The organism is Amycolatopsis silviterrae (assembly GCF_042684085.1).
GTDB classification, from domain to species: domain Bacteria; phylum Actinomycetota; class Actinomycetes; order Mycobacteriales; family Pseudonocardiaceae; genus Amycolatopsis; species Amycolatopsis silviterrae.
This window is the reverse complement of the sequence record NZ_JBHUKS010000026.1, coordinates 328,032-353,353: the sequence shown is the minus strand read 5'-3', so window position 1 is coordinate 353,353 and position 25,322 is coordinate 328,032. Positions and strand designations below refer to the sequence as shown.

Genomic DNA, 25,322 nt, shown 5'->3' with positions numbered 1-25,322 from the left:
CGAGCGGTCCGAAGCGGGGCGGCACCCGGTTGCCGTAGCCGTGCGGTGCGGGGTTGTCCGTTTCCGGTCAGGTTTCCGGGGCGGCCTTGACATCGATGTCACCCGCGCGTTGAGCTTCCGGTGCCCGGGGTTCCCGGGCCCCGATCCCCTGACGAACTGGGAGCAATGATGCCCCGAAGCGCCAGACCGCTCCACGCCGTGCTCGCCGCGGCGGTGGCGGCCGCGGGCCTGGTCGTCCTGCCCGCCGCGGCCGGTGCCGCGCCGGGCGAGGCCGCCCCGCCGGATTTCGTTTCTTCGTTCGAGCCGAACGATCCGCAGCCGGTCCAGGACGCGGTCGACACCGATGCCGCGGGGAAGCCGCGGGCGTCGGGCGTCGACGGCGCGAACGGGACCGCGATCCCCGGCGACATCCGGGGCAAGGTCACCGACATCAGCGCGACCAGCGAGAACACCGGCGGCGGCGAGGTCGCGGCGAACCTGGTGGACGGCAGCACCGGCACGAAGTGGCTGTCGTGGGACCCGACCGCGTCGGTCACGTTCACGCTGTCCGAGCCGGCGAAGATCACGCACTACGCGGTGTCCTCGGCCAATGACGCGCCCGGCCGCGATCCGCGGGACTGGACGCTGCGCGGTTCGGCCGACGGCAAGACGTGGACCGATCTGGACAAGCAGTCGGGCCAGTCGTTCGGCAAGCGGTTCCAGCAGAACGACTACAAACTGTCCGCGCCGACCGCCGCGTACCGGTACTACCAGCTGGACGTGACGCGCAACAACGGCGACGACATCATGCAGTTCTCCGAGCTGCTGCTGGCCAACGACGATCCGGCCCCGCCGCCGTTGCCGAACATGCGCAGCGTGGTGGATTCGGGCCCTAATCAGGGCTACACCAACAAGAACCGGGTCGGGTTCACCGGGAAGAAGGCGTTCCGGTACTCCGGGAGCCAGCCCAAGGCCGGGCACGGCTACTCCTACAACAAGATCTACGACGTCGACCTCCCGGTGACCGGGACGACCGAGCTGTCCTACAAGGTGCAGCCGCAGTTCGCCGAGGGCGATCTGAAGTACCCGAGCACGAACGTCGCGGTCGACCTGGACTTCACCGACGGCACGCATCTGCGGGATCTCGGCGCGACCGACCAGTACGGGTTCCCGCTGACGCCGGAGGGGCAGGGCGCGAGCAAGGTCCTGTACGCGAACCAGTGGAATCTGGTGCGTTCGGCGATCGGGCGGGTCGCCGCGGGCAAGACGATCGACCGGATCGCCGTCGGCTACGACAATCCGAACGGCCCGGCGCAGTTCGCGGGCTGGCTGGACGACCTGAAGATCTCCGCGACGCCGACGCCGCCGGCCAGCACGCGGCCCAGCGACAACGTGCTCACCACTCGCGGCACCATGGCGAACGGCACGTTCTCGCGGGGCAACAACTTCCCGGCGACCGCGGTGCCGCACGGGTTCAACTTCTGGACTCCGGTGACGGACGCGGGGTCCGCGAGCTGGCTGTACAACTACCATTCGCAGAACAACGCGGACAATCTCCCGCAGTTGCAGGCGTTCAGCGTGAGCCACGAGCCGAGCCCGTGGATGGGCGACCGGCAGAGCTTCCAGGTGATGCCGTCGGCGGCGGGCGGGGTGCCGGACGCGAACCGCGACAAGCGGGCGCTGCCGTTCACGCACGACAATGAGGTGGCGCGGGCGCATTACTACGGCGTCACGTTCCAGAACGGGATCAAGACCGAGATCGCGCCCGCGGATCACGCGGCGATGATGCGGTTCTCCTTCCCGGGCAAGGATTCCAGCCTGATCTTCGACAACGTCAACAACTCCGGCGGGCTCACGCTCGACCCGGCGCACGGCACGCTGAGCGGGTACTCCGACGCGAAGAGCGGCCTGTCCGCGGGCGCCGGGCGGATGTTCGTCTACGCGACGTTCGACAAGCCCGTCGCCGCGGGCGGGAAGCTGACCGGGCAGAACCGGGACAACGTGACCGGCTATCTGCGGTTCGACGCGGGCGCGGACAAGACCGTGACGATGCGGATCGCGACGTCGCTGATCAGCGTGGACCAGGCGAAGAAGAACCTGGAGCAGGAGATCGCCCCGGACGCCGGGTTCGACCAGGTGCGGGACGCGGCGCAGCAGGCGTGGGACAAGCAACTGGGCGTGATCGAGGTGGAGGGCGCGTCGAAGGACCAGATCGAGACGCTGTACTCCAACCTGTACCGGCTGTTCCTGTACCCGAACGAGGGTGCGGAGAACGTCGGCAGCAAGGAGGCGCCGAAGTACCGGTATGCGAGCCCGGTCGCGCCGAAGGCGGGCCAGGACACGCCGACGCAGACGGGCGCGAAGCTCGTCGACGGCCAGATCTACGTGAACAACGGGTTCTGGGACACCTACCGCACGACGTGGCCGGCGTACTCGCTGCTCACGCCGGACATGGCGGGCAAGATGGTGGACGGTTTCGTGCAGCAGTACCGCGACGGCGGCTGGATCGCGCGCTGGTCCTCCCCCGGTTACGCCGACCTGATGACCGGGACCAGCTCGGATGTCGCGTTCGCCGACGCCTACCAGAAGGGCGTGACGAACTTCGACGTCAAGGCGGCCTACGACGCGGCGCTGAAGAACGCGACGGTGACGCCGCCGAACTCGGCGGTCGGCCGCAAGGGTCTGGACCAGTCGATCTTCCTCGGGTACACGCCGAATTCGACCGGCGAGGGTTTCTCGTGGGCGATCGAGGGCTACGTCAACGACTTCGGCGTCGCGAACCTGTCGAAGAAGATGTACGACCAGGCCAAGGCGGACGATCCGCGCAAGGCGGAGTACCTGGAGAACTACCGGTACTTCACCAGCCGGGCGCAGCAGTACGTGAACCTGTTCGATCCGGCCACCGGGTTCTTCCAGGGCAAGGACGCGAGCGGGAAGTTCACGAAGGACAAGGCGTCCTACGATCCGCGCGAGTGGGGCGGGGACTACACCGAGACCGACGGCTGGAACATGGCGTTCACCGTGCCGCAGGACGGGCAGGGGCTGGCGAATCTCTACGGCGGCAAGGCCAAGCTGGGCGCGAAGCTCGACCAGTTCTTCGCCGATCAGGAGACCGCGAATTTCCCGGGGAGCTACGGCGGCGTGATCCACGAGATGCGGGAGGCGCGGGACGTGCGGATGGGCCAGTACGGCCACTCCAACCAGCCTTCGCACCACATCCTCTACATGTACGACTACGCGGGCCAGCCGGCGAAGACGCAGGCGAAGGTGCGCGAAGCGGTGTCGCGGCTGTACACCGGCAGCGAGCTGGGCCAGGGCTACGCGGGCGACGAGGACAACGGCGAGATGTCCGCGTGGTACGTGTTCAGCGCGCTGGGCTTCTATCCGCTGCAGATGGGCAGCCCGGATTACGCGGTCGGGTCGCCGTTGTTCACGAAGGCGACCGTGCACCTGCCCGGCGGGGACCTGGTGGTCAACGCGCCGAAGAACGTCTACGTCCAGGGTCTGAAGGTCAACGGGAAGAACTGGACGTCGACGTCGCTGCCGCACGACGTGCTGGCCCACGGCGCCACGCTCGACTTCGACATGGGCCCGAACCCGTCGGCGTGGGGCACCGGGCCGAACGACGCGCCGAAGTCGATCACCACCGGCGACGCGGTGCCGACGCCGCTGCACGACGAGACCGGGCCGGGGCGGGGCACGTTGTCCACTTCGGACGGTTCGGACGCGTCGGCGTTGCTGGACAACACTTCGCGGACGCAGGCGAAGGTGACGGGTGCGGTGCAGTACCAGCTGAAGTCGACGGACGAGGCGGTCACGCACTACACGCTCACTTCCGGCACCGGCGCGGGCGACGCGAAGAGCTGGACGCTGAAGGGTTCCTATGACGGGAAGACCTGGGCGGTCGCCGACCAGCAGACCGATCAGGCGTTCCCGTGGCGGCAGCAGACGCGGGCGTTCGCGGTGAAGAACCCGGCGCATTACGCCTACTACCGGCTGGAGGTCACCGCGACCACCGGTGGTCCGGCGACGCTGGCGGAGTTCGAGCTGCTGGGCCGTCCGGACGCGTCGTGCGCGAAGACGCTGACCGGCGTGCAGAACGGCCCGCTGTCCGTGTCGAGCGGCGTGGTGTGTTTGAACGGGGCGACGGTGTCGGGTCCGGTGAACGTGGCGCGCGGTGCTTCGCTGATCGTGCGCGGCGGGCAGATCACCGGCCCGCTGGCGGCGGCCGGGGCGGCGCAGGTGGTGCTGGACCGGACGAAGGTGTCCGGTCCGGTGTCGATCACCGGCAGCACCGGTCCGGTGTCGATCGAGCTGACCGACATCTCCGGCCCGGTCACCCTCGCCGGCAACCAGGGGCCGGTGATCGCGGGCAGCACCGTGGGCGGGCCGCTGGCCTGCGCGGGCAACTCCCCCGCGCCGACCGATCACAGCCTCGCCAACACCGTCCGCGGCCCGTCCGCCGGGCAGTGCGCGAAGCTCTGACCTGACTGTCCGTGAAGGACTCCTTGGGGGAATCTGATTCCCTCAAGGAGTCCTTCACGGACGTTCGCCGGCTTGCTTCCGGTGGGCGCGCTGCCACCAGAGCCCGGCGACGAGGACGACGGCGATCAGCACGGCGGAGTTGACGAGCTGGGCGCGGGTGCCGGGGTCGCCGGTCATCACGACCAGGATCGCGACCATCGCGGCCAGCGTCGCCCAGGTGAGGTACGGGAAGCCCCACATCCGCACGGTGAGGCTGTCCGGCGCGGTGCGTTCGAGCTGCCTGCGCACGCGCAGCTGGGTGCACGCGACCAGGATCCACACGATCAGCAGCACCGACCCGACGGCGTTGAGCAGGTACTGGAAGACGGTGTCCGGCCAGAGCGCGTTGAGCGCCACGGCGACGAACCCGAACAGCACCGAGGCCGCGACGGCGAGGTAGGGCACGCCGTTTCGGTCCACTTTGGTCAGTGCGCGGGGCGCGTGGCCGCGTTGCGCGAGCGAGTACGCCATGCGGGCCGCCGCATACATGTTGGTGTTCAGGGTGGACAGCAGGGCGAGCAGCACGACGACGTTCATGATCTGCCCGGTCGCGGGGATCCCGATGTGCACGAGGACCGCGGCGAACGGGCTTTCCCCGGCCTGGACGCTCGCCCACGGCAGGAGGGTGACCACGACCAGCATGGACCCGATGTAGAAGACCGAGATCCGCACGACCGCCCGGCGGACCGCCTTGCCGACGGCGTGCGCGGGGTCGTCGGATTCCGCGGCGGCGATGGTCACGACTTCCAGGCCGCCGAAGGTGAACACGACCGCGAGCAGCCCAGTGCCGACGCCTTGCCAGCCGTTGGGCAGCAGGCCGCCGTTGCCGAGGAGGTTGGTGGTGCCGACGAACGACGTGCCGGGCAGGACGCCGAAGAACGCGAGCACGCCGAGGACCAGGAAGCCGACGATGGCGGCGACCTTGACCAGCGCCAGCCAGAACTCGAACTCGCCGAAGCGGGACACCGCCGCGAAGTTGACCGCGGTCAGCACGGCCATGAACGCCAGGACCAGGACCCAGCGCGGGATGTCGGGCAGCCAGCCGTTGACGATGATGGCCGCCGCGGTGGATTCGACGGCGAGCACGACGACCAGCGCGGCCCAGTACAGCCAGCCGATGGCGAAGCCCGCCCACGGCCCGAACGCGCGCTCGGCGTGCACGGAGAACGACCCGCTGGACGGGATCGCCGCGGCCATTTCCGCCATCATGCGCATGACCAGCATCGCGAGCGTGCCCGCGAGCACGAACGACAGCACGATGCCGGGCCCGGCGAGCTTGATCCCGACGCCGGAGCTGACGAACAGCCCCGAGCCGATCACCCCGCCCATCGCGAGCATGGCGAGGTGACGCTGGCGCAGGCCGGCGGCCAGCCCCTCGGCAGCCGGTGCGGCGGCTTGTGAATTCATGGGGAGATCCCTAGCAGACGCCGCCCGGGCGGCGGATCCGGGCACGGCCGCGGATGCCGCGCGCCACACGGCGGTACCTGGAGAACTCACGTCGGCGCTGCGGGGTTCGCGGCCCGTGAGGGGAACCCGGAGGGAATCAGCGTCTGTGAAGGTTCCCCTCACGGACGCCGAGGCGACGCAGCTTGGGTTCTGGGCGTTGGCGTTATTGGGTGGCTCGCGTGTCGTGCGGCGTGGGAGCGTCGGGCGATGAAGATCGACTACCGGTGGCGGGCGGAGCTGGCCGACGCGCAGCTCGTCGCGCTCACCGAAGCGCACGGCGGCAACGCGGAACCCGGCTGGTGGGACCGGGCGAGGCGGCACAGTCTCGGCTGGGTCAGCGCGCACGACGGCGACGAGTTCGTCGGGTTCGCGAACCTGGCGTGGGACGGCGCGGACCACGCGTTCCTGCTGGACCCGAAGGTGCACGCGGGCTGGCAGCACCGCGGCATCGGCACCGAACTCGTCGCCCGCGCGCGCGACGCCGCCCGGGACGCGGGCTGCGAATGGCTGCACGTGGACTTCGAACCGCATCTGAAGCCGTTCTACTTCGACTCCTGCGGCTTCACCTCCACCGACGCGGGGCTGATCCGGCTCGCCGCGGGCTGATCCGGCACGGCCGGTGCGGGAGCGATTACCGTGGGGGCGTGACCACGGCTGCGTTCTTCTCCTCGTTCGAAGCGGGCGATCCGCAGCCGGTCGCTCCCGGGGCGCGGATGGACAGCGGGCCGCGCCGGTCGCCGACCGCGAAGACCGGCGTCGGGTTCACCGGGGCGAAAGCCCTGCGCTACCAAGCCGGGCCGGCCATCACGCTGTTCGAGGTGGACATTCCGGTCACCGGCCACAGTGCACTGTCGTATGTGGTCTTCCCGGCGTCCGACGGCCCGGTTCCGAGCTACCGCAGCACGTACGTGTCCCTCGACGTCGAGTTCGACGACGGCAGCCGCGCCGGGTTCTCCCCCGCCGCGCAGGGCGACGCGAAGACGCTCTACGTGGACCAGTGGAACCTGGTGCGGCGTCCGCTGGGCGCGTTCGCGGGGAAGCGGGTACGGCGGATCCTGCTGGCGACCGACCTGACCGGCGACGCGACGGGCTGGCTGGACGACGTCCGGATCGCCGAACACCCGCCGCGGCGCCAGGACCCGGTCGGCTGGGTCCGGACCACCCGGGGCACGCATTCCAGCGGGGAGTTCTCGCGCGGCAACACGTTCCCGGCCACCGCGGTGCCGCACGGGTTCAACTTCTGGACCCCGGTCACCGACGCGCGGGCGCTGAACTGGTTCTACTCCTACCACCGCCACAACGACGAGCGGAACGACCCGCGGCTGCAGGCGTTCGGGCTGAGCCATCAGCCGAGCCCGTGGATGGGCGACCGGCACACCTTCCACCTGATGCCCGGGACCGGCCCGGTCGAACCGGACCGCGCGCGACGTTCGCTGGCGTTCAGCCACGACGACGAGACCGGCCGGCCGCACCATTACCGCGTCCGGTTCCGCGGCGGCATCACCGGCGAGGTCGCGCCGTCCGAGCACGCGGCGATGTTCCGGTTCGCGTTCCCGGCCGGACGCGGCTGGGTGCTGTTCGACAACGCCCGCAACCGCGGCGGCCTGCGGATCGACGCCGAGCGCGGGGTCGTCACCGGCCACACCTGGGTGCGGAGCGGGTTGTCGGCCGGTGCGCGGCGGATGTTCGTGTATGCCGAGGCGGACCAGCGGCCGTCCGGCGGCGGGCGGATCCGGCGGCCGTTCTGGCGGACGGTGACCGGGAGCCTGGAGTTCGCGTCGCCCGAGGTGACGGTGCGGATCGCGACGTCGCTGATCAGCCTGGCGCAGGCGAAACGGAACCTGACGCTGGAAATCCCGGCGGGCACGACGTTCGGCGAGGTCCGGGACCGGGCGCGGGAACGCTGGCAGGAGGTGCTGGGCCGGGTCGAGCTGGAAGGCGCGTCCGAGGACGAGCTGACCACGTTCTACTCCAGCCTCTACCGGCTGTTCCTGTACCCGAACGTCGCGCACGAGAACACGCCGCGCGGCATCCGGCACGCGAGCCCGGTCGTGCGGAGCTTCCGGCCGAGCACCCGGCGGCGCACCGGCGCGAAGGTCGTGGACGGGGAGCTGTACGTCAACAACGGCTTCTGGGACACCTACCGCACCACTTGGCCCGCGTACGCGCTGCTCGCGCCGCGCCAGTGCGGCCGGATGATCGACGGTTTCGTGCAGCAGTACCGCGAAGGCGGCTGGATCGCCCGATGGTCCTCCCCCGGCTACGCCGACCTGATGACCGGCACCAGCTCCGACGTCGCCTTCGCCGACGCGTACCTGAAGGGCGTCACGAACTTCGACGTCGAGGCCGCCTACGACGCCGCGCTCAAGAACGCCACTGTCACCCCGCCGCGCGCGGGCGTCGGCCGCAAGGGCCTCGATCGCTCCGCGTTCCTCGGCTACACGCCGACCTCGACGCGCGGCGGCCTGTCCTGGGCGCTCGAAGGGTGTCTCAACGACTTCGGCCTCGCCAACCTGTCCGACGCGCTCGCCCGGGAAAGCAGCGGCGCGCGGGCCCGGCGGTTCGCCGACAACGCCGTCTACTTCCGTCAGCGCGCCCAGCACTACGCCCACCACTTCGACGCGCGGACCGGCTTCTTCCAGGGCCGCACCCTCGACGGCAGCTGGCGGCACCCGGCCGCCGGATTCGACCCGACGGCCTGGAGCCCGGATTTCGTCGAGACCAACGCCTGGAACACCGCCTTCTCCGTACCGCACGACGGTCCCGGCCTCGCCGCGCTGCACGGCGGGCCCGCCGCTCTGGAGGCGAAGCTGGACGAGTTCTTCCGGCTTCCGGAAACCGGCCACGGCGGCCGGATCCACGAGATGACCGAGGCCCGCGACGTGCGGATGGGCCAATACGGGCATTCCAACCAGCCCTCCCACCACATCCCGTTCGTCTACGCGTTCGCCGGCGCGCAGGCGAAGCTGCAGCGGACCGTCCGCGAGGTGCTGCGGCGGCTGTACCTCGGCAGCGAACTGGGCCAGGGCTGTCCCGGGGACGAGGACAACGGCGAGATGTCGGCCTGGTATGTCTTCACCGCCCTCGGTCTCTACCCGCTGGCCGTCGGCAGCCCGCGGTACGCGGTGTGCGCGCCGCTGTTCCGCTCCGCCACCGTGCATCTGGACAACGGAAAGGACCTGGTGATCCGAGCACCCCGCGCCGCGACCGCCGCCGACGAGGCCGACACCCCGTACGTGCACGGCCTGACCGTCGACGGCGAACCGCACCCGTCCGCCACCCTCGCGCACGCGGTCCTCGCCCGCGGCGCGGTGCTGGAGTTCGACGTCCGCAGTTCGCCGGGCAGCTGGGGCACGGAACCGGTCACCCCGGTAGCCCCCGCGCCGCTCAGCGATCTCACCGGCACCGGGCTCGCCGCGTTGTCGGACAACACCAGCCGCACCCAGGCCGTCTTCCGCACCCCGAGGCCGACCATCACCTTCACCGCCGACGGCGAACCGCGCGAAGTCGTCCTCTACACGCTCACTTCCGGGGCCGGCGCGGGCGATCCGCGGGACTGGGTCCTCGAAGGCTCCGACGACGGACAGCAGTGGCGGACCCTCGACGAACGCTCCGGCGAGGTGTTCCGCTGGCGGCGCCAGACGCGGCCGTTCGCGCTCGCCGATCCCGCCGCGTGCCGGCACTACCGGCTGCGGGTCCGCGCCTCGACCCGGCGGCGCGTCGCCCTCGCCCAGTGGGAGCTGCTCGCCCGATGATCACCGACCTGCGCAACGCCTTCCTCGACCGGCTGGCGGCCGCCGACCCCGGCCTCGTCCGGCTGCGGCTCGCCGCGTCGGCGGTGCTCGGCATCGTCATCGCGGTGCTGGTGATGCTGCCGCTGCACTTCCCGCTCACCACCACGCTCGTCGCGGCCATCGCGGCGATGATGAGCGCGTTCACCGTCAACGACGCCACCGGCGGCGGCCAGGCCGTCACGCTGCTCCTCGCGCTCGTGGTCGGGGCCGCGTCGATCACCGCCGCCTGCATCGGCTCCGCGTACGCGCCGGCCGACAGCATCGTGTTCGTGCTGCTGATCTTCGTCGCGGTGTACGTGCAGCGGTTCGGCGCGCGCGGCATCGCGCTCGGGTCGATGGCGTTCTTCCTGTTCTTCTTCCCGATGTTCCTGCAGGCGCACCTCGCGCAGGTCCCGCATCTGCTGATCGCGCTGGGCATCGGCGTCGCCGCCAACGCGGTCGTGCGGTTCCTTCTGTTGCGCCGCAACGCCGAAAGCGAGCTGATCCGCTACCGGCAGGCGTTCCGGGCGCGGCTCGGCGCGGCGGTCCGGGCGACCGAGGCCTACATCTCCTCCGGCGGATCCGACCGCAGCAAACGGCAGATCCGCACCTCGGTGGAGCGGCTGCACGAGGTGGTCCTCCTGATCGAGGACCACGCCCCGGACGTGGTCGACGACCGCCGCGCCGACCAGCTGCGCCGCCGGGTGATCGAGGTCGAACTGGCCGTGCAGTGGCTGGTGATCACCGTGCGCCGGACGTGCTCGCAGCCGCTGCCCGAAGGCGTCGCCGACGACCTCGTGGCCCGGCTGTCCCGGTTCCGGTCGCTGATGGAACGCGACCCGCGCGACCTGCCGCTGATCAGCGAGACCGGCGAGTACAGCCGGATGCTGGTGGAAGGCAGCCGGATCGACGAACGCGCGCACCCCGGCGACGGCGTCCGCCGCGCGATCGCCGAACTCGCCGTCGCGGACGACCGGGCGCAGCGGATCGCCAGCCAGTCCACTTCGGACTTCCCGGCCGACGAGGACGAAGAAACCGAACCCACCAAAGCGTTCGCCTACGACAACCAGACCCGCGGCGCGATCCAGGCCGTGCTCGGCGGCGGACTCGCCGTGCTGGCCGGGCAGCTGATTTCGCCGCAGCGCTGGTACTGGGCGGTGCTGACGGTGTTCGTCGTGTTCATCGGCACCTCCAGCGCGGGCGCGCGGTTCGTGAAAGGCCTGCGCCGCACCGGCGGAACGCTGCTGGGCATCGTCGGCGGCGTCGCGCTGGCGCTGCTGGTCAGCGGCAACACCCCGGCGATCCTCACGCTGCTGCTGGTCTGCGTCTTCGGCATGGTCTACACCGCGCGGGTGTCGCAGTTCCTGATGGCGTTCTTCATCACGAGCATGCTCGGCCTGCTGTACAGCCTGCTCGGCACGTTCAGCATCGAGGTGCTGTGGATCCGGGTCGCCGAGACCGCGGTCGGTGCCGCCTGCGGCCTGCTCGCCGCGGTGGTGGTGCTGCCGGTCCGCACGCGCGCGGTGATGCTGGACGACATCGCGCTCGCGCTCGACGAACTGCACGAGTTCGTCGAGTCCGCGGCGACGCTGCTGTCCGGCCGGGAGAACGTGAACATCATCGAGATGTCCCGCGACCTAGACCGGGCGGTCGAACAGGTACGGCTCACGATCGAACCGCTCACCCACCCGATCAACCTGCGCAGCGCCCGCCGCGACTACGGCTGGCACGTGCTGACCACGCTGGAGGGCATCGCTTTCCGCGCCCGGCACGTCGCCGCACGAGCCCAGCCCGGCCAGCTCGCCGGCCCGGTGTCCGAACGGCTGGACCAGTTCGCCGGCCGGATCATCGCGAACGTCGACCTCGTCCACGAGGCGGTCAGCAACCCGGGTGCCGCACGGCCGCGCAAGCTCGTCCGCGACGACGGGACCCCGGTCGCCGACCGGATCGACGAGGCCGAGACCCGCGCCGTGCTGTCCAGCATGAGCCACCTCGACGAGGGCCTCATCGCGCTGGGCCGGGTGCTCGGCGTCGGCGCGCAGGACCCGCCGCCGCACAGCTGACTTACGCCGAAGCGGCGTCCAGTACTCGCAGCTCGTCGTCGCTGAGGCGCACGTCGTGCATCGCGACCAGCGCGGGCACCTGCTCGACCGTCCGCGCGGACGCGATCGGCGCGGCCACCGTCGGCTGCTGCGCGAGCCAGGCCAGCGCGACCGTCGCCATCTCCGCGCCGCGCGCCTTCGCGACCTCTTCCAGCGCCGCGAGCACCTTCACGCCGTGCTCGCTGTCCGCGTAACCGCCCGCCAGACCGGGCAGGTTCCGGATGTTGTCGACCTGCTCGCCCGGCCGGTACTTGCCGGTCAGGAACCCGGACGCGAGACCGAAATACGGGACGCAGGCCAGCCCGTGCCGCTCCACGATCCCCCGCCGCTCGCTCTCGTACCCGTCCCGCGCGACGAGGTTGTACTGCGGCTGCAGCGCGACGTACTTCGCCAGCCCCTCGCGGTCGGAGAACTCCAGCGACGCGGCCAGCCGCTCCGGGCTGATGTTCGACGTCCCGATCGCGCGGACCTTGCCCTCCTTCACCAGCTCGTCGAGCGCGGTGATGATCTCGCCGACCGGGACGGATTCGTCGTCGAAGTGCGTGTAGTACAGGTCGATCCGCTCGATCCCCAGCCGCCGCAGCGATTCCTCGGCCGCGGCCTTGATGTTCGCCGGCGCGAGCCCCTTGAACTTCGGGCTGTCCCCGACCTTCGTCGCGACGACCACGTCCGCCCGGTTCCCGCGCGCGGCGAGCCACTTGCCGATGATCCGCTCAGACTGCCCGGCCTCGTTGCCGGGAAACTGGTACATGTACGAATCCGCCGTGTCGAGGAAGTTGCCGCCGGCCTCGGCATAAGCGTCCAGCACCGCGAACGACGCCGATTCGTCGGCGGTCCAGCCGAACACGTTCCCGCCGAGGCACAGCGGGGAGACGGCGACGTCGGATGAGCCAAGAGTGCGAAGTGCGACCATGATCGCATTCAATCACTCCGGCCCCGCGGAATGCCCGTGCCGACGGGAAACTCTGCCCTCTTGTCCCTCGACGGGCACCGGAGCTGGCAAGATCGTCCTCGTCGGACAGCTATCTGGGGAGGCAGCTGATGCGAAGACCGGCCCTCGACGATCCGCTCTGGCTCGGGCCGTACCGGGTGCTCGCGGAACTGGCCCGCCGCGAGACAAGCCGCGTGCTGCTCGGCAGCGGACCGGACCACCGCCTCGTCGCACTCAAGCTTTTCGCCGACGACACCGGATTCCGCGCCGAAGCCGCCGCGTTGCCGACGATCATCGCGGCTGAACCCCCGTGGCTGGCAACGGAATTCATCCCCGGACCGTCCCTGCGCGACGTGCTCGACACCCTCGGCACACTGCCCGAACCAGCAGTCCTCCGGATCGCCGCCGGAATCGCCGCCGACCTCGCCCGGCTCCACGACACCGGGCTGGCACACGGAAACCTGACCCCGTCCGCCATCCGCCTCACCACCGCCGGGGCAAGGCTGATCGCCCGCGCAGCCGGCCGCGAACCGGCCGACGACCTGCTCGCCCTCGGCTCGATTCTCGCCGCCAGCACCACGAACCCGCCCGAGCCGATCCGCCGCTGCCTCGCGGAACACCCCGCCGACCGGCCCACCGCCGCCGAACTCCTCGACGCGCTCGGCCCCTCCACCGCCCCGTGGCCGCCCGCGATCGAAACCCTCCTCGCGGCGCACACGGCCGAACTCAACCAGCTCCTCGACGACCACCAGCTGCCAGCACCGGACGACTCGGTGATCTACCAGCTCGCCGACCCCCAGCCGGTGCCGAAGCGAGGTCCCGTCCCACGCCGCAGAATCCTCCTCGGCGCGCTCACGCTGGTGATCGCCGGACTCGCCGCCTGGGTCGCCTGGCCGGATCCGCCCGCCGTCCCGTCGCCCGCACCGCAGCCGTCGCCACTCGTCGAATCCGGCTTCCTCATCGGCGGAGGACACCCGCAAGCCGTCATATTCAGCCCCGACAGCCGACTGCTGGTCACCGCGAACGCCGACACCACCCTCGACGTCCTCGACCTCACGACGCACCAGCCGGTCGGCCAGCGCATCGGCCCCTTCCCCGAGTCCGGCCTCGCCGGCGTGGCCTTCCACGGCACCACCCTGGTCACCGCGCGGGTGAACGGCGGGAGACAGCTCACCGTCCAAAGCTGGGACGCGCGAACCGGCCGCGAAACCGGCGAACCGCTGGTCATCGACCACATCGACGCCGACGGCTCCGGGCCGAGCCTCAGCGCCGACGGCAGCATGCTGACGGTGCCGATGTCCTCCCCGCGCAGACTCGAACTGTGGCGTCTCGCCGACCACACCCGCGTCGGCCGCGCCGAAACCCCGGCCCTCTACCGGTACGGGAAGTTCAGCCCGGACGGGCGGACCCTCGCCCTCTACCAATGGGACGGCCGTTCGAGCCACCCCAGCAAGCTCGAACTGCGGGACGCGACCTCGCTGCGACCCATCGGCAAGCCGATCACCTGGGTCGATCACGACCGGCTCGGCTACTTCGCCTTCACCCCCGACAGCCGCACCCTGATCACCACCAGCGGCGGCGAGAGCCACTCGGCACCGAGGGTGCGGCAATGGGACACCACCACCCAGGAGGAGATCCGCCTGTCCTTCGCACTGGCCCCGCCACCTGGAGGCGAGGAAGGCGGGCACCTCCTCTTCACCATGGTCGCCCCCGGTCTGGACGACCAGCACCTGCTCGCCCTCACCTCGGGCACCCTCACCGTCCACGCCCTCGACGGCAAACAGGACGGCCCCGGCGTGCCCGGCATCTCGTCGTTCACGGTCAGCCCGGACCGCAAGACCGTCGCCACGACGACCGACTCGCCGGCGGACCACACCGTGCACCTCTGGCACGCCCCCTGACCACACCGCCCCAATGCGACTTTGGGTGCATCTGACGCACCGAATGTGGCATTGGGTACGTCGCATGCACCCAAAGTGGCATTGGGGCGCTTCGGGCCCGGCGGATCAGCGGGCGAAGGACGGCGGCGCGCCCATCGGGCTGAGGTGCATCCCGGCGATCCGCCAGCCGTCCTCGCCGCGGACGAGCACGTGCGTCGCCCGGAACGTGCCGTCCACCCGGTTGCCCTGGTGCGTCGCTTCCTGGTCGTGCACGCCGATCGCGATCGCGGTGTCGCCGTGCACCCGCACCTCGACGTCGCGCCAGTCCAGCCGGAGCGTCGCCAGCGCGCCGGACCGGTAGCGGCCCAGCCATTGCTCCCGGTCGAGCACGAACCCGAGCGGCCCGACGAGCCGGAACCCGTCAGCGACCATGTCGCCCAAGGTGTCCGTATCGCCCGCGACCTCGGCGGCGGCCCAGCGTTTGCCCAGTTCAGCGATGTCCGCGGCGTCCATGATTCCCTCCAGTGCCGGTCAGTGTGACGCCACAAACGTTAGATATCTAATCGTTCGATGTCAAAGGCTTAGAGTACGACGGGCCTGCGGTACCGTCTCCCCGTGCCCCGACCCGCCACGCCGCCGCTCGGCGTCCTCCTCGCCCGTACCGCCAAAACCGCGGGCCAGGCGTTCGACCGCGCGCTCGCCGAGGTCGGCGGATCGCAGCCGGTGTGGCAGATCCTCATCGCGCTCAAAACCCGCGAACACGCCAGCCAGCGCGAACTCGCCGACGCCGTCGGCATCCAGGGCGCGACGCTCACCCACCACCTCAACGGCATGGAAACCGCGGGCCTGCTCACCCGCAGCCGCGACCCGGAAAACCGGCGCGTGCACCAGGTCGAACTCACCGAATACGGCGAACGGACCTTCCACCGCCTCGCCGACGCCGCGATCGCGCACGACAAACGCATCCGCGCCGGTTTCACCGACGACGAGATCGCGACCCTCGCCGCCCTGCTGACCCGGCTCGCGGACAACGTCACGCAAACGGACCCGTGAGCACCCCCTAGGGCACTCACGGGTCCGGATACCGCGGTTACGGGCAGGTCTTCCAGGCGAAGTGGTAAACCGTCGTGACACTGCCGTCGGTCGAGTCCATCGTCACGAAACTCGTCGTCTTCTTCGGATCGGACGTGCCAGCATACGCCCGCAATTCCGTGTTGATTTGCAGGTTGCGTTCCTGACCGCACGGCTGATAGACGATCGCGTCGATCTCCGTCGCATCCGTGAACTGCCAGTCCGCGTCGAGGAAGCCATTCAGCTTATGGCTCGCGTACTGCGTCGGCGAATTTCCCTGGAAATAGTAATTCGCCCGCTCGACGCCGTACGCGCCGTTCTCCAGATGCGCGAACCCGCGGAAGTCCGCCGAGGCGATCCCGTAGGTGAAGCCCTGCGGCACGTGGACACGAAGGCCGATCTGGCAGTTCTTGCGGAAGTCCGTCGGTCCCGCGCCGACGCCGACCTGCGCGGTGTATTGGCTGTAGGTGACCGTGAACGCGGTATTGTCGGCCGAGACCGAAACCGCGGCCGTGTCCGGCGGGCAACCGGTGCCGTTCACCGTCGCGACATCGATGATAATTTTGTCCGGCGGCGGATTTTGCGGCCAGGAATGCGGTGCGACCGTCGAAGAAAGCGCCAGAAGCGCAGCGGCCATCGTGGTAAGCATGGGTTTCCTTCCCATTACTTCCGATGTGGGCGGGGGGTTTCGACAGGGTAGCGCAGGAACTGCCCGGTCAGGCCCACTGAATGGAGCAACGTCGTTGCTTAGCTGCACACAGCAACGTTTTTACAAACCGTTGACAAAAGCGCTTATGGACAATTGACGAATCAACAAAAATGGTTCAGAAATCTACCAACCCGAACCACGCGGCCGCACTGGTCCGGGGCCGACCGGCGAAAACACCACGAAAACCAGGGCAATTGGGGCAGTTCGCACGCCCCCGACCGCTCCCGCACCACACCGCGCTTTCCAGCGCAAACGGCGGAGGACCGGCACACCGCACACCAGCGAACCCGCCGATACGACTTTAGTCGGGTCCGCTTCCGCCCCGCCACAACCGGCCCGCAACTCTATTGTGATGTGAAACCACGCCGATCTCCGCGCGGATTCGCCCCCGCAGCGCCGACATCCGCCACCCCGAACCGGGCAGGCAATTCCCGCGCTATCCCGCCCCGTTCCCCCGCACGGCACCGGCCGCCCTCCCCCGCCCGGAACGTGATCCTGGCAACCGTGACTGGACGCACCCGGACGGCGCCCGCCGGTAGGGCTAGCATCCTCGGTACTAGCCAAAGTCGTCTCAAGCTGGAGAAGCGCAATGACCCAAGCCCCTGTCAACGTCACCGTCACCGGTGCGGCCGGCCAGATCGGCTACGCGCTGCTGTTCCGCATCGCGTCCGGTCAGCTGCTCGGCGCCGACACCCCGGTGAAGCTGCGGCTCCTGGAGATCCCCCAGGCGGTCAAGGCGGCTGAGGGCACCGCGATGGAACTGGACGACGGCGCGTTCCCGCTGCTGGCGGGCATCGACATCTTCGACGACCCGAAGCAGGCCTTCTCCGGCACGAACATCGGCCTCCTGGTCGGGGCCCGCCCGCGCAGCAAGGGCATGGAGCGCGGCGACCTGCTCGAGGCCAACGGCGGCATCTTCAAGCCCCAGGGCGAGGCGATCAACGCCGGCGCGGCCGACGACATCCGCGTGCTGGTGGTCGGCAACCCGGCCAACACCAACGCGCTGATCGCCCAGTCGCACGCCCCCGACGTGCCCGCCGAGCGCTTCACCGCGATGACCCGCCTCGACCACAACCGCGCGCTCGCCCAGCTGGCCAAGAAGCTCGGCGTGGCCGTGACCGACCTCAAGAAGGTCGCGATCTGGGGCAACCACTCGGCCACCCAGTACCCGTCGGTGCAGCACGCCGAGGTCAACGGCAAGAACGTCGCCGAGACCATCAACGACCAGGCCTGGCTCGCCGACACCTTCATCCCGACCGTCGCCAAGCGCGGCGCCGCGATCATCGAGGCCCGCGGCCTCTCCTCGGCCGCGTCCGCCGCTTCGGCCGCCATCGACCACGTCTACACCTGGGTCAACGGCACCGCCGAGGGCGACTGGACCTCGGCCGGCGTCGTCTCCGACGGCTCCTACGGCGTCCCGGAGGGCCTCATCTCGTCCTTCCCGGTCACCGCCAAGGACGGCAAGTACGAGATCGTGCAGGGCCTGGAGATCGACGAGTTCTCCCGCCCGCGCATCGACGCCTCCGTGGCCGAACTGGCCGAGGAGCGCGACGCGGTCCGCAAGCTGGGCCTCATCTGAGATTCGCACTGAATGATGGCCGCCCCGGATCCGGGGCGGCCATTATTGCTTTCGCGTCTGTGCGGTTGTTTTACAGCTGGTCGATTCAGCGATGGCCTCGCAAGTGGGGCTTTTCCTCACTTGCCAGCCGTATAGGTCGTTATACAGTTGAGATGAGTTTGTGGAGGTCGCGGGCGGTGCGGAAGTCTGGCGCCGTGTGGGTGTTTTCTCGCAAATCCGCCGCCAGTCGTGCGTAAACCCGGCTCACATTCGCCGCTTGGATCGGCAGTGCGCTGGCCTCGTCCACCGGAAGCCCGCAGAGATCGAACCGTCCGATCTGCAGCTGGGCGGCCCACGGATCGGCTTCCGGCGCGGACGTCAGCGTGAGATTCCCTTTGGTGCCCGCGATCTCGATCCGCGTCCGGGGTACGACCGCTTCCCCATCGTGCAGGTGGATCGACACGACTGCCCCGCTATCCAGTTCGGCGTGCGCCAGGAAATGGTCCGGAGCCGTGACGACGACCCGCTCCCCCGTCTCGGCGATGCGGTGCGAGGGGTTCCGGATCGCGGTCCGCGCGGTCAGCTCACGGACCGGCCCGAGCAGGTGCTGCACCAGGTCGAGCGCGTGCCCGCCGAGGACTTCGACCAGTCCCGCACCGGCGCTGCGGTCGTACGTGTACGCGGTCCAGCCTGGGACGTCCTGAGTGTTCCCCTTGCCGCGAGAGCTGTAGACAGTCGCGGACTGCACAGTCCCGATCCGGCCCTCGGCAAGCATCTCCCGAGCGCGGACGACCGCTGGATTGAACCGAGCCTGCAGCCCGACCGCCGTATGCACCCCAGCCCGCTCCCCCGCCTCCGCCAACGCGGCCGCCTCGTCGGCAGTCGTCGTCAACGGCCATTCGCAGTAGACGTGCTTGCCCGCTTCGAGCGCGGCAGTCACCAGCTCGACGTGCGCTGGCACCTTCACCGTGACCACCACGAGATCGACGTCCGGATGCTCCGCGAGACTCCGCGCGTCAGTGAACGCGTACCGGGCACCGAAGCGGCTGCGCGCCTCCTCCGCGCTGCTGGTGCGGGTAGTCGCGACCGCGGCCAGCGAGAACTCGGGCGACGCGGCGATCGCCGGAATGTGCGCTCGCGCGGCCCATCCCCGATCCGGGTTCGCGCCGAGGATTCCGACGCCGATCGGCTTGGTCAAGTCCCCCACCTCCGACTAAACGGGTCAATGTGTTCCGTTTCTGTCAAGCTACCAGAAGCGGAACAACGCGACCCGCTTGGTTAGACTGCGGGAATGCCGGACTCCGCCGTCACCGCGCTGCTCGCCCAAAACCAGCCGCGCGCCGACGCACAGCGCAATGCCGAACGGCTCGTCGAAGCGACCCGGCAGGCCCTGGACGAACTGGGGCTGGCCGTCACGACCCGCGACATCGCCCAGCGCGCGGGCGTCGGCCTCGGCACCCTGTACCGGCGGGTGCCGTCCCTGGACGCGCTCCTCGCCGCGATCCTCACCGACACCATCGACGAGATGACGGCGCGCGCCGCCCACGCGCTCGACTCCCCCGACGCCTGGCAGGGATTCGCCGACTTCGCCGAGACCTACGTCCAGCTGCGCGCGCAGAGCTGCGGACTGCACGACGCACTCTCCGGCCGCGGCGAACGGCTCGATTTGGCGCAGCGGATCAACCGGCTCCAGCGGACCATGCGTCAGCTGGTGCAGCGAGCCCAGAAAGCCGGCGCGCTCCGCGCCGATCTCGACTGGCGAGACGTCCCCTTCGCGCTCGCCACCGCGATCCCGCCGGGCCACACGATCGGACTCGCCCCGCGCGGCGACCAGTGGCGGCGGAATCTCCGCATCATCCTCGACGGCCTGCGCCCGGCACGATCGCCTGCTCCAGAAGGCTCTGCAGCGTCCGCTGCTCCCGGGAATTGAGCCCAGCCAGCGGAGAATCGCGGGTGAGCAATTCGAGCAGCCGTTCGCGCAGCGCCGTGCCGTCCTCGGTCAGGACGAGGTGCTTGGCGCGCCGATCGGTCGGATGCGCGCGCCGCTCGATCAGCCCCTGTTTCTCCAGCTTGTCGACGACGAAGGTGGCGTTCGACGGCTCGCAGCTCATCCGCTCGGCCAGCTCGCGCATGGTCATCGGACCGGTCAGCTCCCGCAGCGCGGTCGCCTGCGCGGCGGTCAGCCCCAGCGCCACCGCGCGCTCGCGGACATGGTCGGCGATCTGCTGCGCCAGCCCGTTCACCAGACCGCACAGTTCCCGCTCGGCGATCGCCTGAGGTTCCGTCACTCCGCCATCCTAGCAACTCCATCAAGCCAGAATATTTCAAGCTTGAATGTTTCTAGCTTGATGCTTATGGTCGAGGGCAACCGAAGGAAGGACCGAACCGTGCCCGATCATCACTCCGTCCATCTGGGCGACACCAAGGTGTCGTTCGTGCCGGACGGTGCCGTACAAGGAAATCCGCGCCTCTGGCTGCCCGACAGCACCGCCGAGACCTGGGCCGAACATCCGGAGTACCTCGACGACGAGGGCTACCTCCGGGTCAGCATCGGCGGACTGCTGGTGGAGCACGGCGATCGGGCGCTGCTGATCGACGCCGGGTTCGGGCCGCAGTCGCTGCCGGCCGAGCCCGGTGCACCGAACGGCGTGCTCTACGGCGGTGCTCTGCTCGACAATCTGGCCGCGCTCGGGCGTAAGCCGGAAGACGTCGAGGCGGTGGCGTTCACGCACTTGCACTCGGATCACATCGGCTGGGCTTCGCATCCCTCGGCGTTCGCCACCGCCGAATACCTGGTGCCAGAGCCGGAATGGGCACAGCGCGAGGCTTCCCGGGAGACCGACGCGATGGCCGCGAAGGTCCACACCGTCGACGACGGGCAGGAAGTGTTTCCCGGCGTGCAGGTCCGCTTCGCCGCCGGGCACACGCCAGGGCACGCCGAGTACGTGATCACCGGCGGCGGCCAACGGCTGATCGCCTTCGGCGACGCGGTCCATTCCCCGGTGCAGATCGAGCATCCCGAATGGTCCTGTGTGTACGACCACGACCCGGTCCAGGCCGCCGTGCACCGCAAGCAGCTCGTCGCCGAACTCGCCGAGCCCGGGACCATCGGCTTCGGGAACCACTTCTCCGGCGCGGTCTTCGGAACCGTCCGCGACGGCCGCTGGAATCCGCTCGGACGCTAAGGTCGGCCGCATGGCCCGGCTCATCCACCTCAACGGCCCGTCCGGCATCGGGAAATCCACCGTCGCGCGGCACTACGCCGATCGGCACCCCGGCGTGCTCGACCTGGAAGCCGACCAGGTGGTCACGATGATCGGCGGCTGGCGGGCGGCGTTCTGGGACACCTTGCCCGCGGCGCGGCGGCTCGCGCTCGCCATGGCGGAGACGCATCTGCGGGCCGGGCACGACGTCGTGATGCCACAGCTGGTCGCCAGCGTCGAACAAGCCGAACGCTTCGAGGAAGCAGCACGCGCGGCCGGCGGCGAGTACGTCGAGATCATGCTCGCCGCGCCCCGGCCCCAAGCGAAAGCCCGGTACGCGGGCCGCGGCGAGCACGCGGCCACCGACGCGATGGCCGAGCTGGGCGGTCCGGTCGTGCTCGACCGGATCCACGACCACGTCGCGCAGTACCTCCCGCTCCGTCCACAATGCACAGTCCTGGACACCGAACACCTCAACCCGGACGAAACGTGCGCGCGGGTAGCGGAAATCGTTGCCCGCCGCGCACCGGCGGAGGTACCGCGTGCACGGAACGGGGACCAAACGGGTAACCCGCCGCCCAGCCCGGCCTGAGCGCGGTATATGTCGAGGAGTGCCAGGACACAGAGCCGCCGTCCGGCCGCTGTTCGCGGACCGCGACCCGGAAGACGCCGCCATGCCGCGCCCCGGCTTCCCCGCGCCGCCCTGGCTGCTCAGCGCCGCTGACAGCACCGCATTGCGCACCGTCGCCGCGGACCTGCTCGACACCCCGGCGTCCGATCTCGACCTCGCCTACACCCTCGCCACCCGCACCCCGCTGGCGCACCGCGTCCTGGTGCCGGCCGGCGACCGGGCCGCCCTCAAGGCGGTCGCGAACGGCGAGACGACCGGCCAAACCGTGCCGGGCTGTCCCCGGCTGACCTTTCTGTCCCGGGGCACCGAACTCCCGGCAGGCCGGGAAACCGAGTTCACCCACCGGTTTCCGCGCTTCGCCGCCATCTACACCACGATGTACGACGATTATCAGGACCGTCTCTTCGCTTTCCAGGCCGCACTGTGCCAGCTGCTCGAATCCTGGGGCATCCGCCCGCACGCCATCGCCCGCGCGACCGAATGCCCCGGCGACGACCTGGTCCTCGACCTCAGCCCGGCCTCCGCCCGCGACCTCCTCGCCGAGGTCGCCCGCCTGCACACCGCAGGCATCCCCGTCGACTGGCACGCGGTCTTCAGCGGCAGCGGCGCCCGCAGGGTCGAACTGCACGGCCTGCTCTACCGTCCCGAGTGGCTCCCCGTCCGGGCTATCCCTGGCGAAGCCGAAGTCCTCGAAATCCCCACCGGCAGCGAACTTCACGCGCTCACCGCTCACACGCTCCTGGCTCTTCAGGAGTGGCGGCACCGCGAAGGACGGCTCGTTGTCGTCACCACCAACGCCACCGGACCCGACCCGGACCTCGCGAGCGCCGCGGTCTGGGGTTTGGTCAGCGCGGCCGCCGCCGAGCACCCGGCCGAGATCACCGCCGTCGACCTGGACCGGCCCACCCCCGCTGCCCAGGTCCTCGACCTCGTCGGCGGGGTCGCCGAGCCCCAGCTCGCCCTCCGCGACGGCGTCCCGCACGCCTTCCGGATCGCCCGCGCGAACGCCTCCCCCGCCCGGCCGATCGATCCGTCCGGCACCGTCCTGATCACCGGCGGCACCGGCAGGATCGGCGCGCTGCTGGCCGAGCACCTCGTCGCCGCGCACGGCGTCCGGCATCTGGTCCTGGCGAGCCGGAGCGGTCCCGCCGCGGCCACCGCGGAGCACCTCCAAGCCGAACTCGACGCGGACGTCCGCATCGCCGCCATCGACGTCGCCGACCGGGACCTGGTCGAAAGCCTCATCGCCTCCTGCAGCCCGCCGCTGACCGCCGTCGTGCACTGCGCGGCGGAATTCGACGAGACCGCCGAAGGCCTCGACCCGGTCCTGCGCGCCAAAGCCGATTCCGCCTGGATCCTCCACGAAGCGACCAAACACCTGCCGCTGTCGGCGTTCGTGCTTTTCTCTTCCGTCGCCGGCACCTTCGGCGTAGCCGGGCAGGCGAACTACGCGGCAGCCAACCGGTTCCTCGACGCCCTCGCCACCCACCGGCACGCGGCCGGGCTACCCGCGGTCTCGATCGCCTGGGGACCATGGGACAGCACGCTCTTCGACGCCGCTCTCGGCAGCGAACAACCGGTCGTGCTCGCCCCCGGCGCGCTCTCCGGCCCGTGCGCAGCCTGCCACGGTTCTGAGCGCTTTTTGGTTTGAACGCGAGCTGGGCATCGGGCGAGTTTCCGCCCGATGCCCAGCCGTATAGGTCGTTATACAGTAATCAGCTGACCGAGATGTCGTCGGCGTAGATCGGGCCCTGGCCGTACCAGCCGTGGATGTACACCGTGACCGCGCCGGAGGAGCCGGTCGTGAACGGCACCGTCAGCTTGGTCCAGCCGGTGTTGGACGTCCACGAGCTGGCCGTCGCTCCCCCGCGGACTCCGGCGTAGGCGTAGCCGCCCTGCACCCACGCCGTCATCGTGTACGCGTGGTTCGGTGCGAGCGTGAGGTTCTGCGCCGCTTCCCCAGTGGTCGACGCGGTCGGCGACACCTGCAACGCGTGGCTGCCGGAGTGCACCGGCGACAACACGACGTTCCCGCCGGTCCACGGGCTGAGCGCGCCGGTCTCCAGGTTGCCGTTGATGACGCTGCCGGTCGGGCTGGTTCCGTTGACCGTCAACGTGTACGTGGCAGTGTGACTGTTCCCGCCCGGCGCGGCACCGGTGACGGTCAACGGGTAGACGCCCGGCTGCGTCGCCGCGGTCGTCGTGATCGACAGGTCGGCGGTCTCCCCCGCCGTGACCGTCGACGGGCTGATCGACGCGGTCACGCCGCCCGGAGCGCCGGTCACCGAGAGCGAAACCTGTTGCGCCGTACCGGAAGTCACCTTCGTGACCACCTTCGCGGTCGTCGAACCGCCGGGGTCGACCGAAGCCGAGCCCGGGCTCGACAACACCGAGAAGTCGTTGCCCGGCACCGGGGTTCCGCCGGTGAACGGGGCGAACGTGTGGCTGAAGTACCACTTGTCCTGCGCGATGCCGGAACAGTCGTCGCGCGCGCCGGTGCCCGGGCAGTTGCCGTTGTCCCGCTGCAGCGCCCAGAACGACAGGAGGTTGATGCCCTTGGACACCGCCCAGTTGTAGACGGTGACCGCGTCCGCGGTGGTGAACGTTTCCGCCGGGCCGAAGTCGTCGATGCCCGGCATCTCGGTGACGCCGACCATCCCCCACAGCTGCTCTTGCGTCTTGCCCGGGTACAGCTGCCCCAGCTGCGACACCAGTCCCGCCGCGGCGGTCTGGGTGTCCTGGGCCATGTTGTGGGTGGCGTTGTCGTAATAGTCGAAGGTCATCAGGTTGACCACGTCGACCTTGGTCCCGTTGGACACCGCGTTCCGCAGCACGTCCAGCGCGCTGGCGAGACCGCTCGTGGTGGTCGGCAGCGTGTAGGAGATCTGCAGCTGGCGGCCCTCGGACGCGGCCCAGTCCTGCACCTTCTTGATCGCCTTGTTCCGGCGGTCGATGCCCGCGGAGTTGGTCAGCGAGTTGTCCTCGATGTCCATGTCAAGGCGCGGGATGTCGTAGGTGGTGATCAGCGATTTGTACGCGGCGGCGATCTTGTCGACGTCGGTGCAGCTGTCGGCGATCTCGGTGGCGTTGTGGGTCGCGGTGTAGCCGCCGAACGACGCGATCACGTCCCCGCCGCGCGAGCGGATGGTGCGGAAGTCCGCGCCGAACGTCGAATCGGCCACCGGCATGCTGGTGTCGCCGTTCCAGAGGACGGTGCACGAACCCTTGGACGCGGTCTGCAGGAACGCCATCGTCAGGTGCTTGACGCCGGCCTCCTGCGCCATCGCGGCCGGGCTCTGGCCGTTCCAGGATTCGAAGTAGGGCGCGAACACGTGGTTCGGCAGCGGCGTGGCGGCGTGCGCCGTCCCCGCGGTGGCGGCCAGCACGCCGAGCGGAGCCACGGCGGCGGCCAGGAGAGCGGACAATCTGGACAAGTGACTTCTTCGTCGCATGCGGGCTCCAGTGCCGGAAGGGACCGTGCGGCGGCGGCGCACGGCCGGAACCTTCTCAGAATT

18 protein-coding genes are annotated in these 25,322 nt (G+C 70.0%); 11 read left to right on the top strand and 7 right to left on the bottom strand.

Features of this window, described 5'->3' with window-relative positions; genetic code table 11:
* Nucleotides 1-168: 168 nt before the first annotated feature.
* The gene (locus ACFSVL_RS32985; protein WP_378309774.1) at nucleotides 169-4,464 is read left to right on the top strand and encodes a GH92 family glycosyl hydrolase; all 4,296 of its coding nucleotides are present in this window, start codon (nucleotides 169-171) and stop codon (nucleotides 4,462-4,464) included.
* 54 nt (nucleotides 4,465-4,518) lie between these two features.
* On the opposite strand, the gene ACFSVL_RS32980 is transcribed toward ACFSVL_RS32985, so the two are convergent.
* The gene (locus ACFSVL_RS32980; protein WP_378309772.1) at nucleotides 4,519-5,910 is read right to left on the bottom strand and encodes an amino acid permease; all 1,392 of its coding nucleotides are present in this window, start codon (nucleotides 5,908-5,910) and stop codon (nucleotides 4,519-4,521) included.
* 246 nt (nucleotides 5,911-6,156) lie between these two features.
* Here ACFSVL_RS32980 and ACFSVL_RS32975 point away from each other — a divergent pair, with 246 nt between their 5' ends.
* The 3 genes from ACFSVL_RS32975 to ACFSVL_RS32965 are packed head-to-tail and all read left to right on the top strand — an operon-like array spanning nucleotide 6,157 to nucleotide 11,785.
* Nucleotides 6,157-6,555, top strand: coding sequence for a GNAT family N-acetyltransferase (locus tag ACFSVL_RS32975; protein WP_378309770.1), 399 nt, complete (start codon nucleotides 6,157-6,159; stop codon nucleotides 6,553-6,555).
* Between the two features lie 38 nt (nucleotides 6,556-6,593).
* On the top strand, nucleotides 6,594-9,704 hold the full coding sequence (locus tag ACFSVL_RS32970; RefSeq protein ID WP_378309768.1) for a GH92 family glycosyl hydrolase: 3,111 nt from the start codon (nucleotides 6,594-6,596) through the stop codon (nucleotides 9,702-9,704).
* Nucleotides 9,701-11,785, top strand: coding sequence for an FUSC family protein (locus ACFSVL_RS32965; protein WP_378309766.1), 2,085 nt, complete (start codon nucleotides 9,701-9,703; stop codon nucleotides 11,783-11,785). The genes ACFSVL_RS32970 and ACFSVL_RS32965 overlap by 4 nt, the downstream gene beginning before the upstream one ends.
* Before the next feature lies 1 nt (nucleotide 11,786).
* Here the strand turns inward: ACFSVL_RS32965 and ACFSVL_RS32960 are convergent, their stop codons facing one another.
* Nucleotides 11,787-12,737, bottom strand: a complete 951-nt coding sequence (locus tag ACFSVL_RS32960; RefSeq protein ID WP_378309764.1) for an aldo/keto reductase — start codon at nucleotides 12,735-12,737, stop codon at nucleotides 11,787-11,789.
* Between the two features lie 128 nt (nucleotides 12,738-12,865).
* Between ACFSVL_RS32960 and ACFSVL_RS32955 the strand changes: the two genes are divergently transcribed.
* Nucleotides 12,866-14,656 carry a hypothetical protein gene (locus tag ACFSVL_RS32955; protein ID WP_378309762.1) on the top strand — a complete coding sequence of 597 codons (1,791 nt, stop codon included), beginning with the start codon at nucleotides 12,866-12,868 and terminating at the stop codon, nucleotides 14,654-14,656.
* 105 nt (nucleotides 14,657-14,761) lie between these two features.
* Here ACFSVL_RS32955 and ACFSVL_RS32950 read toward each other — a convergent pair whose 3' ends face one another.
* Nucleotides 14,762-15,148 carry a nuclear transport factor 2 family protein gene (locus tag ACFSVL_RS32950; RefSeq protein WP_378309760.1) on the bottom strand — a complete coding sequence of 129 codons (387 nt, stop codon included), beginning with the start codon at nucleotides 15,146-15,148 and terminating at the stop codon, nucleotides 14,762-14,764.
* 102 nt (nucleotides 15,149-15,250) lie between these two features.
* On the opposite strand from ACFSVL_RS32950, the gene ACFSVL_RS32945 reads away from it, so the two are divergent.
* Nucleotides 15,251-15,688, top strand: a complete 438-nt coding sequence (locus ACFSVL_RS32945; RefSeq protein ID WP_378309758.1) for a MarR family winged helix-turn-helix transcriptional regulator — start codon at nucleotides 15,251-15,253, stop codon at nucleotides 15,686-15,688.
* Between the two features lie 37 nt (nucleotides 15,689-15,725).
* Here ACFSVL_RS32945 and ACFSVL_RS32940 read toward each other — a convergent pair whose 3' ends face one another.
* Complete coding sequence (locus ACFSVL_RS32940) at nucleotides 15,726-16,355, bottom strand: DUF4360 domain-containing protein (RefSeq protein ID WP_378309756.1); 630 nt, start codon at nucleotides 16,353-16,355, stop codon at nucleotides 15,726-15,728.
* 649 nt (nucleotides 16,356-17,004) lie between these two features.
* On the opposite strand from ACFSVL_RS32940, the gene ACFSVL_RS32935 reads away from it, so the two are divergent.
* Nucleotides 17,005-17,994 (top strand): malate dehydrogenase, encoded by a 990-nt coding sequence (locus ACFSVL_RS32935; RefSeq protein WP_378309755.1) that lies wholly within the window; start codon nucleotides 17,005-17,007, stop codon nucleotides 17,992-17,994.
* 139 nt (nucleotides 17,995-18,133) lie between these two features.
* Here ACFSVL_RS32935 and ACFSVL_RS32930 read toward each other — a convergent pair whose 3' ends face one another.
* Nucleotides 18,134-19,171 carry a Gfo/Idh/MocA family protein gene (locus ACFSVL_RS32930; protein ID WP_449224394.1) on the bottom strand — a complete coding sequence of 346 codons (1,038 nt, stop codon included), beginning with the start codon at nucleotides 19,169-19,171 and terminating at the stop codon, nucleotides 18,134-18,136.
* Between the two features lie 93 nt (nucleotides 19,172-19,264).
* Between ACFSVL_RS32930 and ACFSVL_RS32925 the strand changes: the two genes are divergently transcribed.
* Nucleotides 19,265-19,903 carry a TetR/AcrR family transcriptional regulator gene (locus ACFSVL_RS32925; RefSeq protein WP_378309751.1) on the top strand — a complete coding sequence of 213 codons (639 nt, stop codon included), beginning with the start codon at nucleotides 19,265-19,267 and terminating at the stop codon, nucleotides 19,901-19,903.
* Here the strand turns inward: ACFSVL_RS32925 and ACFSVL_RS32920 are convergent.
* A complete protein-coding gene (locus ACFSVL_RS32920; protein ID WP_378309748.1) occupies nucleotides 19,827-20,261 on the bottom strand; it encodes a MarR family winged helix-turn-helix transcriptional regulator in 435 nt (144 codons plus the stop codon). The genes ACFSVL_RS32925 and ACFSVL_RS32920 overlap by 77 nt on opposite strands.
* Nucleotides 20,262-20,360: 99 nt before the next feature.
* On the opposite strand from ACFSVL_RS32920, the gene ACFSVL_RS32915 reads away from it, so the two are divergent.
* Genes ACFSVL_RS32915 through ACFSVL_RS32905 form a run of 3 tightly spaced genes read left to right on the top strand, consistent with a single transcriptional unit; the run spans nucleotide 20,361 to nucleotide 23,458 of the window.
* The gene (locus ACFSVL_RS32915) at nucleotides 20,361-21,158 is read left to right on the top strand and encodes an MBL fold metallo-hydrolase (protein WP_378309746.1); all 798 of its coding nucleotides are present in this window, start codon (nucleotides 20,361-20,363) and stop codon (nucleotides 21,156-21,158) included.
* Nucleotides 21,159-21,168: 10 nt separating this feature from the next.
* On the top strand, nucleotides 21,169-21,768 hold the full coding sequence (locus tag ACFSVL_RS32910) for an AAA family ATPase (protein WP_378309745.1): 600 nt from the start codon (nucleotides 21,169-21,171) through the stop codon (nucleotides 21,766-21,768).
* A gap of 19 nt (nucleotides 21,769-21,787) precedes the next feature.
* A complete protein-coding gene (locus tag ACFSVL_RS32905; RefSeq protein WP_378309743.1) occupies nucleotides 21,788-23,458 on the top strand; it encodes a beta-ketoacyl reductase in 1,671 nt (556 codons plus the stop codon).
* Nucleotides 23,459-23,522: 64 nt separating this feature from the next.
* On the opposite strand, the gene ACFSVL_RS32900 is transcribed toward ACFSVL_RS32905, so the two are convergent.
* Entirely contained in the window at nucleotides 23,523-25,241 is a 1,719-nt protein-coding gene (locus tag ACFSVL_RS32900) for a glycosyl hydrolase family 18 protein (protein ID WP_378309741.1), read from the bottom strand.
* Nucleotides 25,242-25,322 lie beyond the last annotated feature (81 nt).

Excerpts from the sequence above, each read along its gene's own strand:
- ACFSVL_RS32985 (WP_378309774.1), top strand. The coding sequence starts at position 169 with ATGCCCCGAAGCGCCAGACCGCTCCACGCCGTGCTCGCCGCGGCGGTG.
- ACFSVL_RS32935 (WP_378309755.1), top strand. The coding sequence starts at position 17,005 with ATGACCCAAGCCCCTGTCAACGTCACCGTCACCGGTGCGGCCGGCCAG.
- ACFSVL_RS32955 (WP_378309762.1), top strand. The coding sequence starts at position 12,866 with ATGCGAAGACCGGCCCTCGACGATCCGCTCTGGCTCGGGCCGTACCGG.
- ACFSVL_RS32925 (WP_378309751.1), top strand. The coding sequence starts at position 19,265 with ATGCCGGACTCCGCCGTCACCGCGCTGCTCGCCCAAAACCAGCCGCGC.
- ACFSVL_RS32965 (WP_378309766.1), top strand. The coding sequence starts at position 9,701 with ATGATCACCGACCTGCGCAACGCCTTCCTCGACCGGCTGGCGGCCGCC.
- ACFSVL_RS32980 (WP_378309772.1), bottom strand. The coding sequence starts at position 5,910 with ATGAATTCACAAGCCGCCGCACCGGCTGCCGAGGGGCTGGCCGCCGGC.
- ACFSVL_RS32940 (WP_378309756.1), bottom strand. The coding sequence starts at position 16,355 with ATGCTTACCACGATGGCCGCTGCGCTTCTGGCGCTTTCTTCGACGGTC.
- ACFSVL_RS32950 (WP_378309760.1), bottom strand. The coding sequence starts at position 15,148 with ATGGACGCCGCGGACATCGCTGAACTGGGCAAACGCTGGGCCGCCGCC.
- ACFSVL_RS32960 (WP_378309764.1), bottom strand. The coding sequence starts at position 12,737 with ATGGTCGCACTTCGCACTCTTGGCTCATCCGACGTCGCCGTCTCCCCG.
- ACFSVL_RS32910 (WP_378309745.1), top strand. The coding sequence starts at position 21,169 with ATGGCCCGGCTCATCCACCTCAACGGCCCGTCCGGCATCGGGAAATCC.
- ACFSVL_RS32975 (WP_378309770.1), top strand. The coding sequence starts at position 6,157 with ATGAAGATCGACTACCGGTGGCGGGCGGAGCTGGCCGACGCGCAGCTC.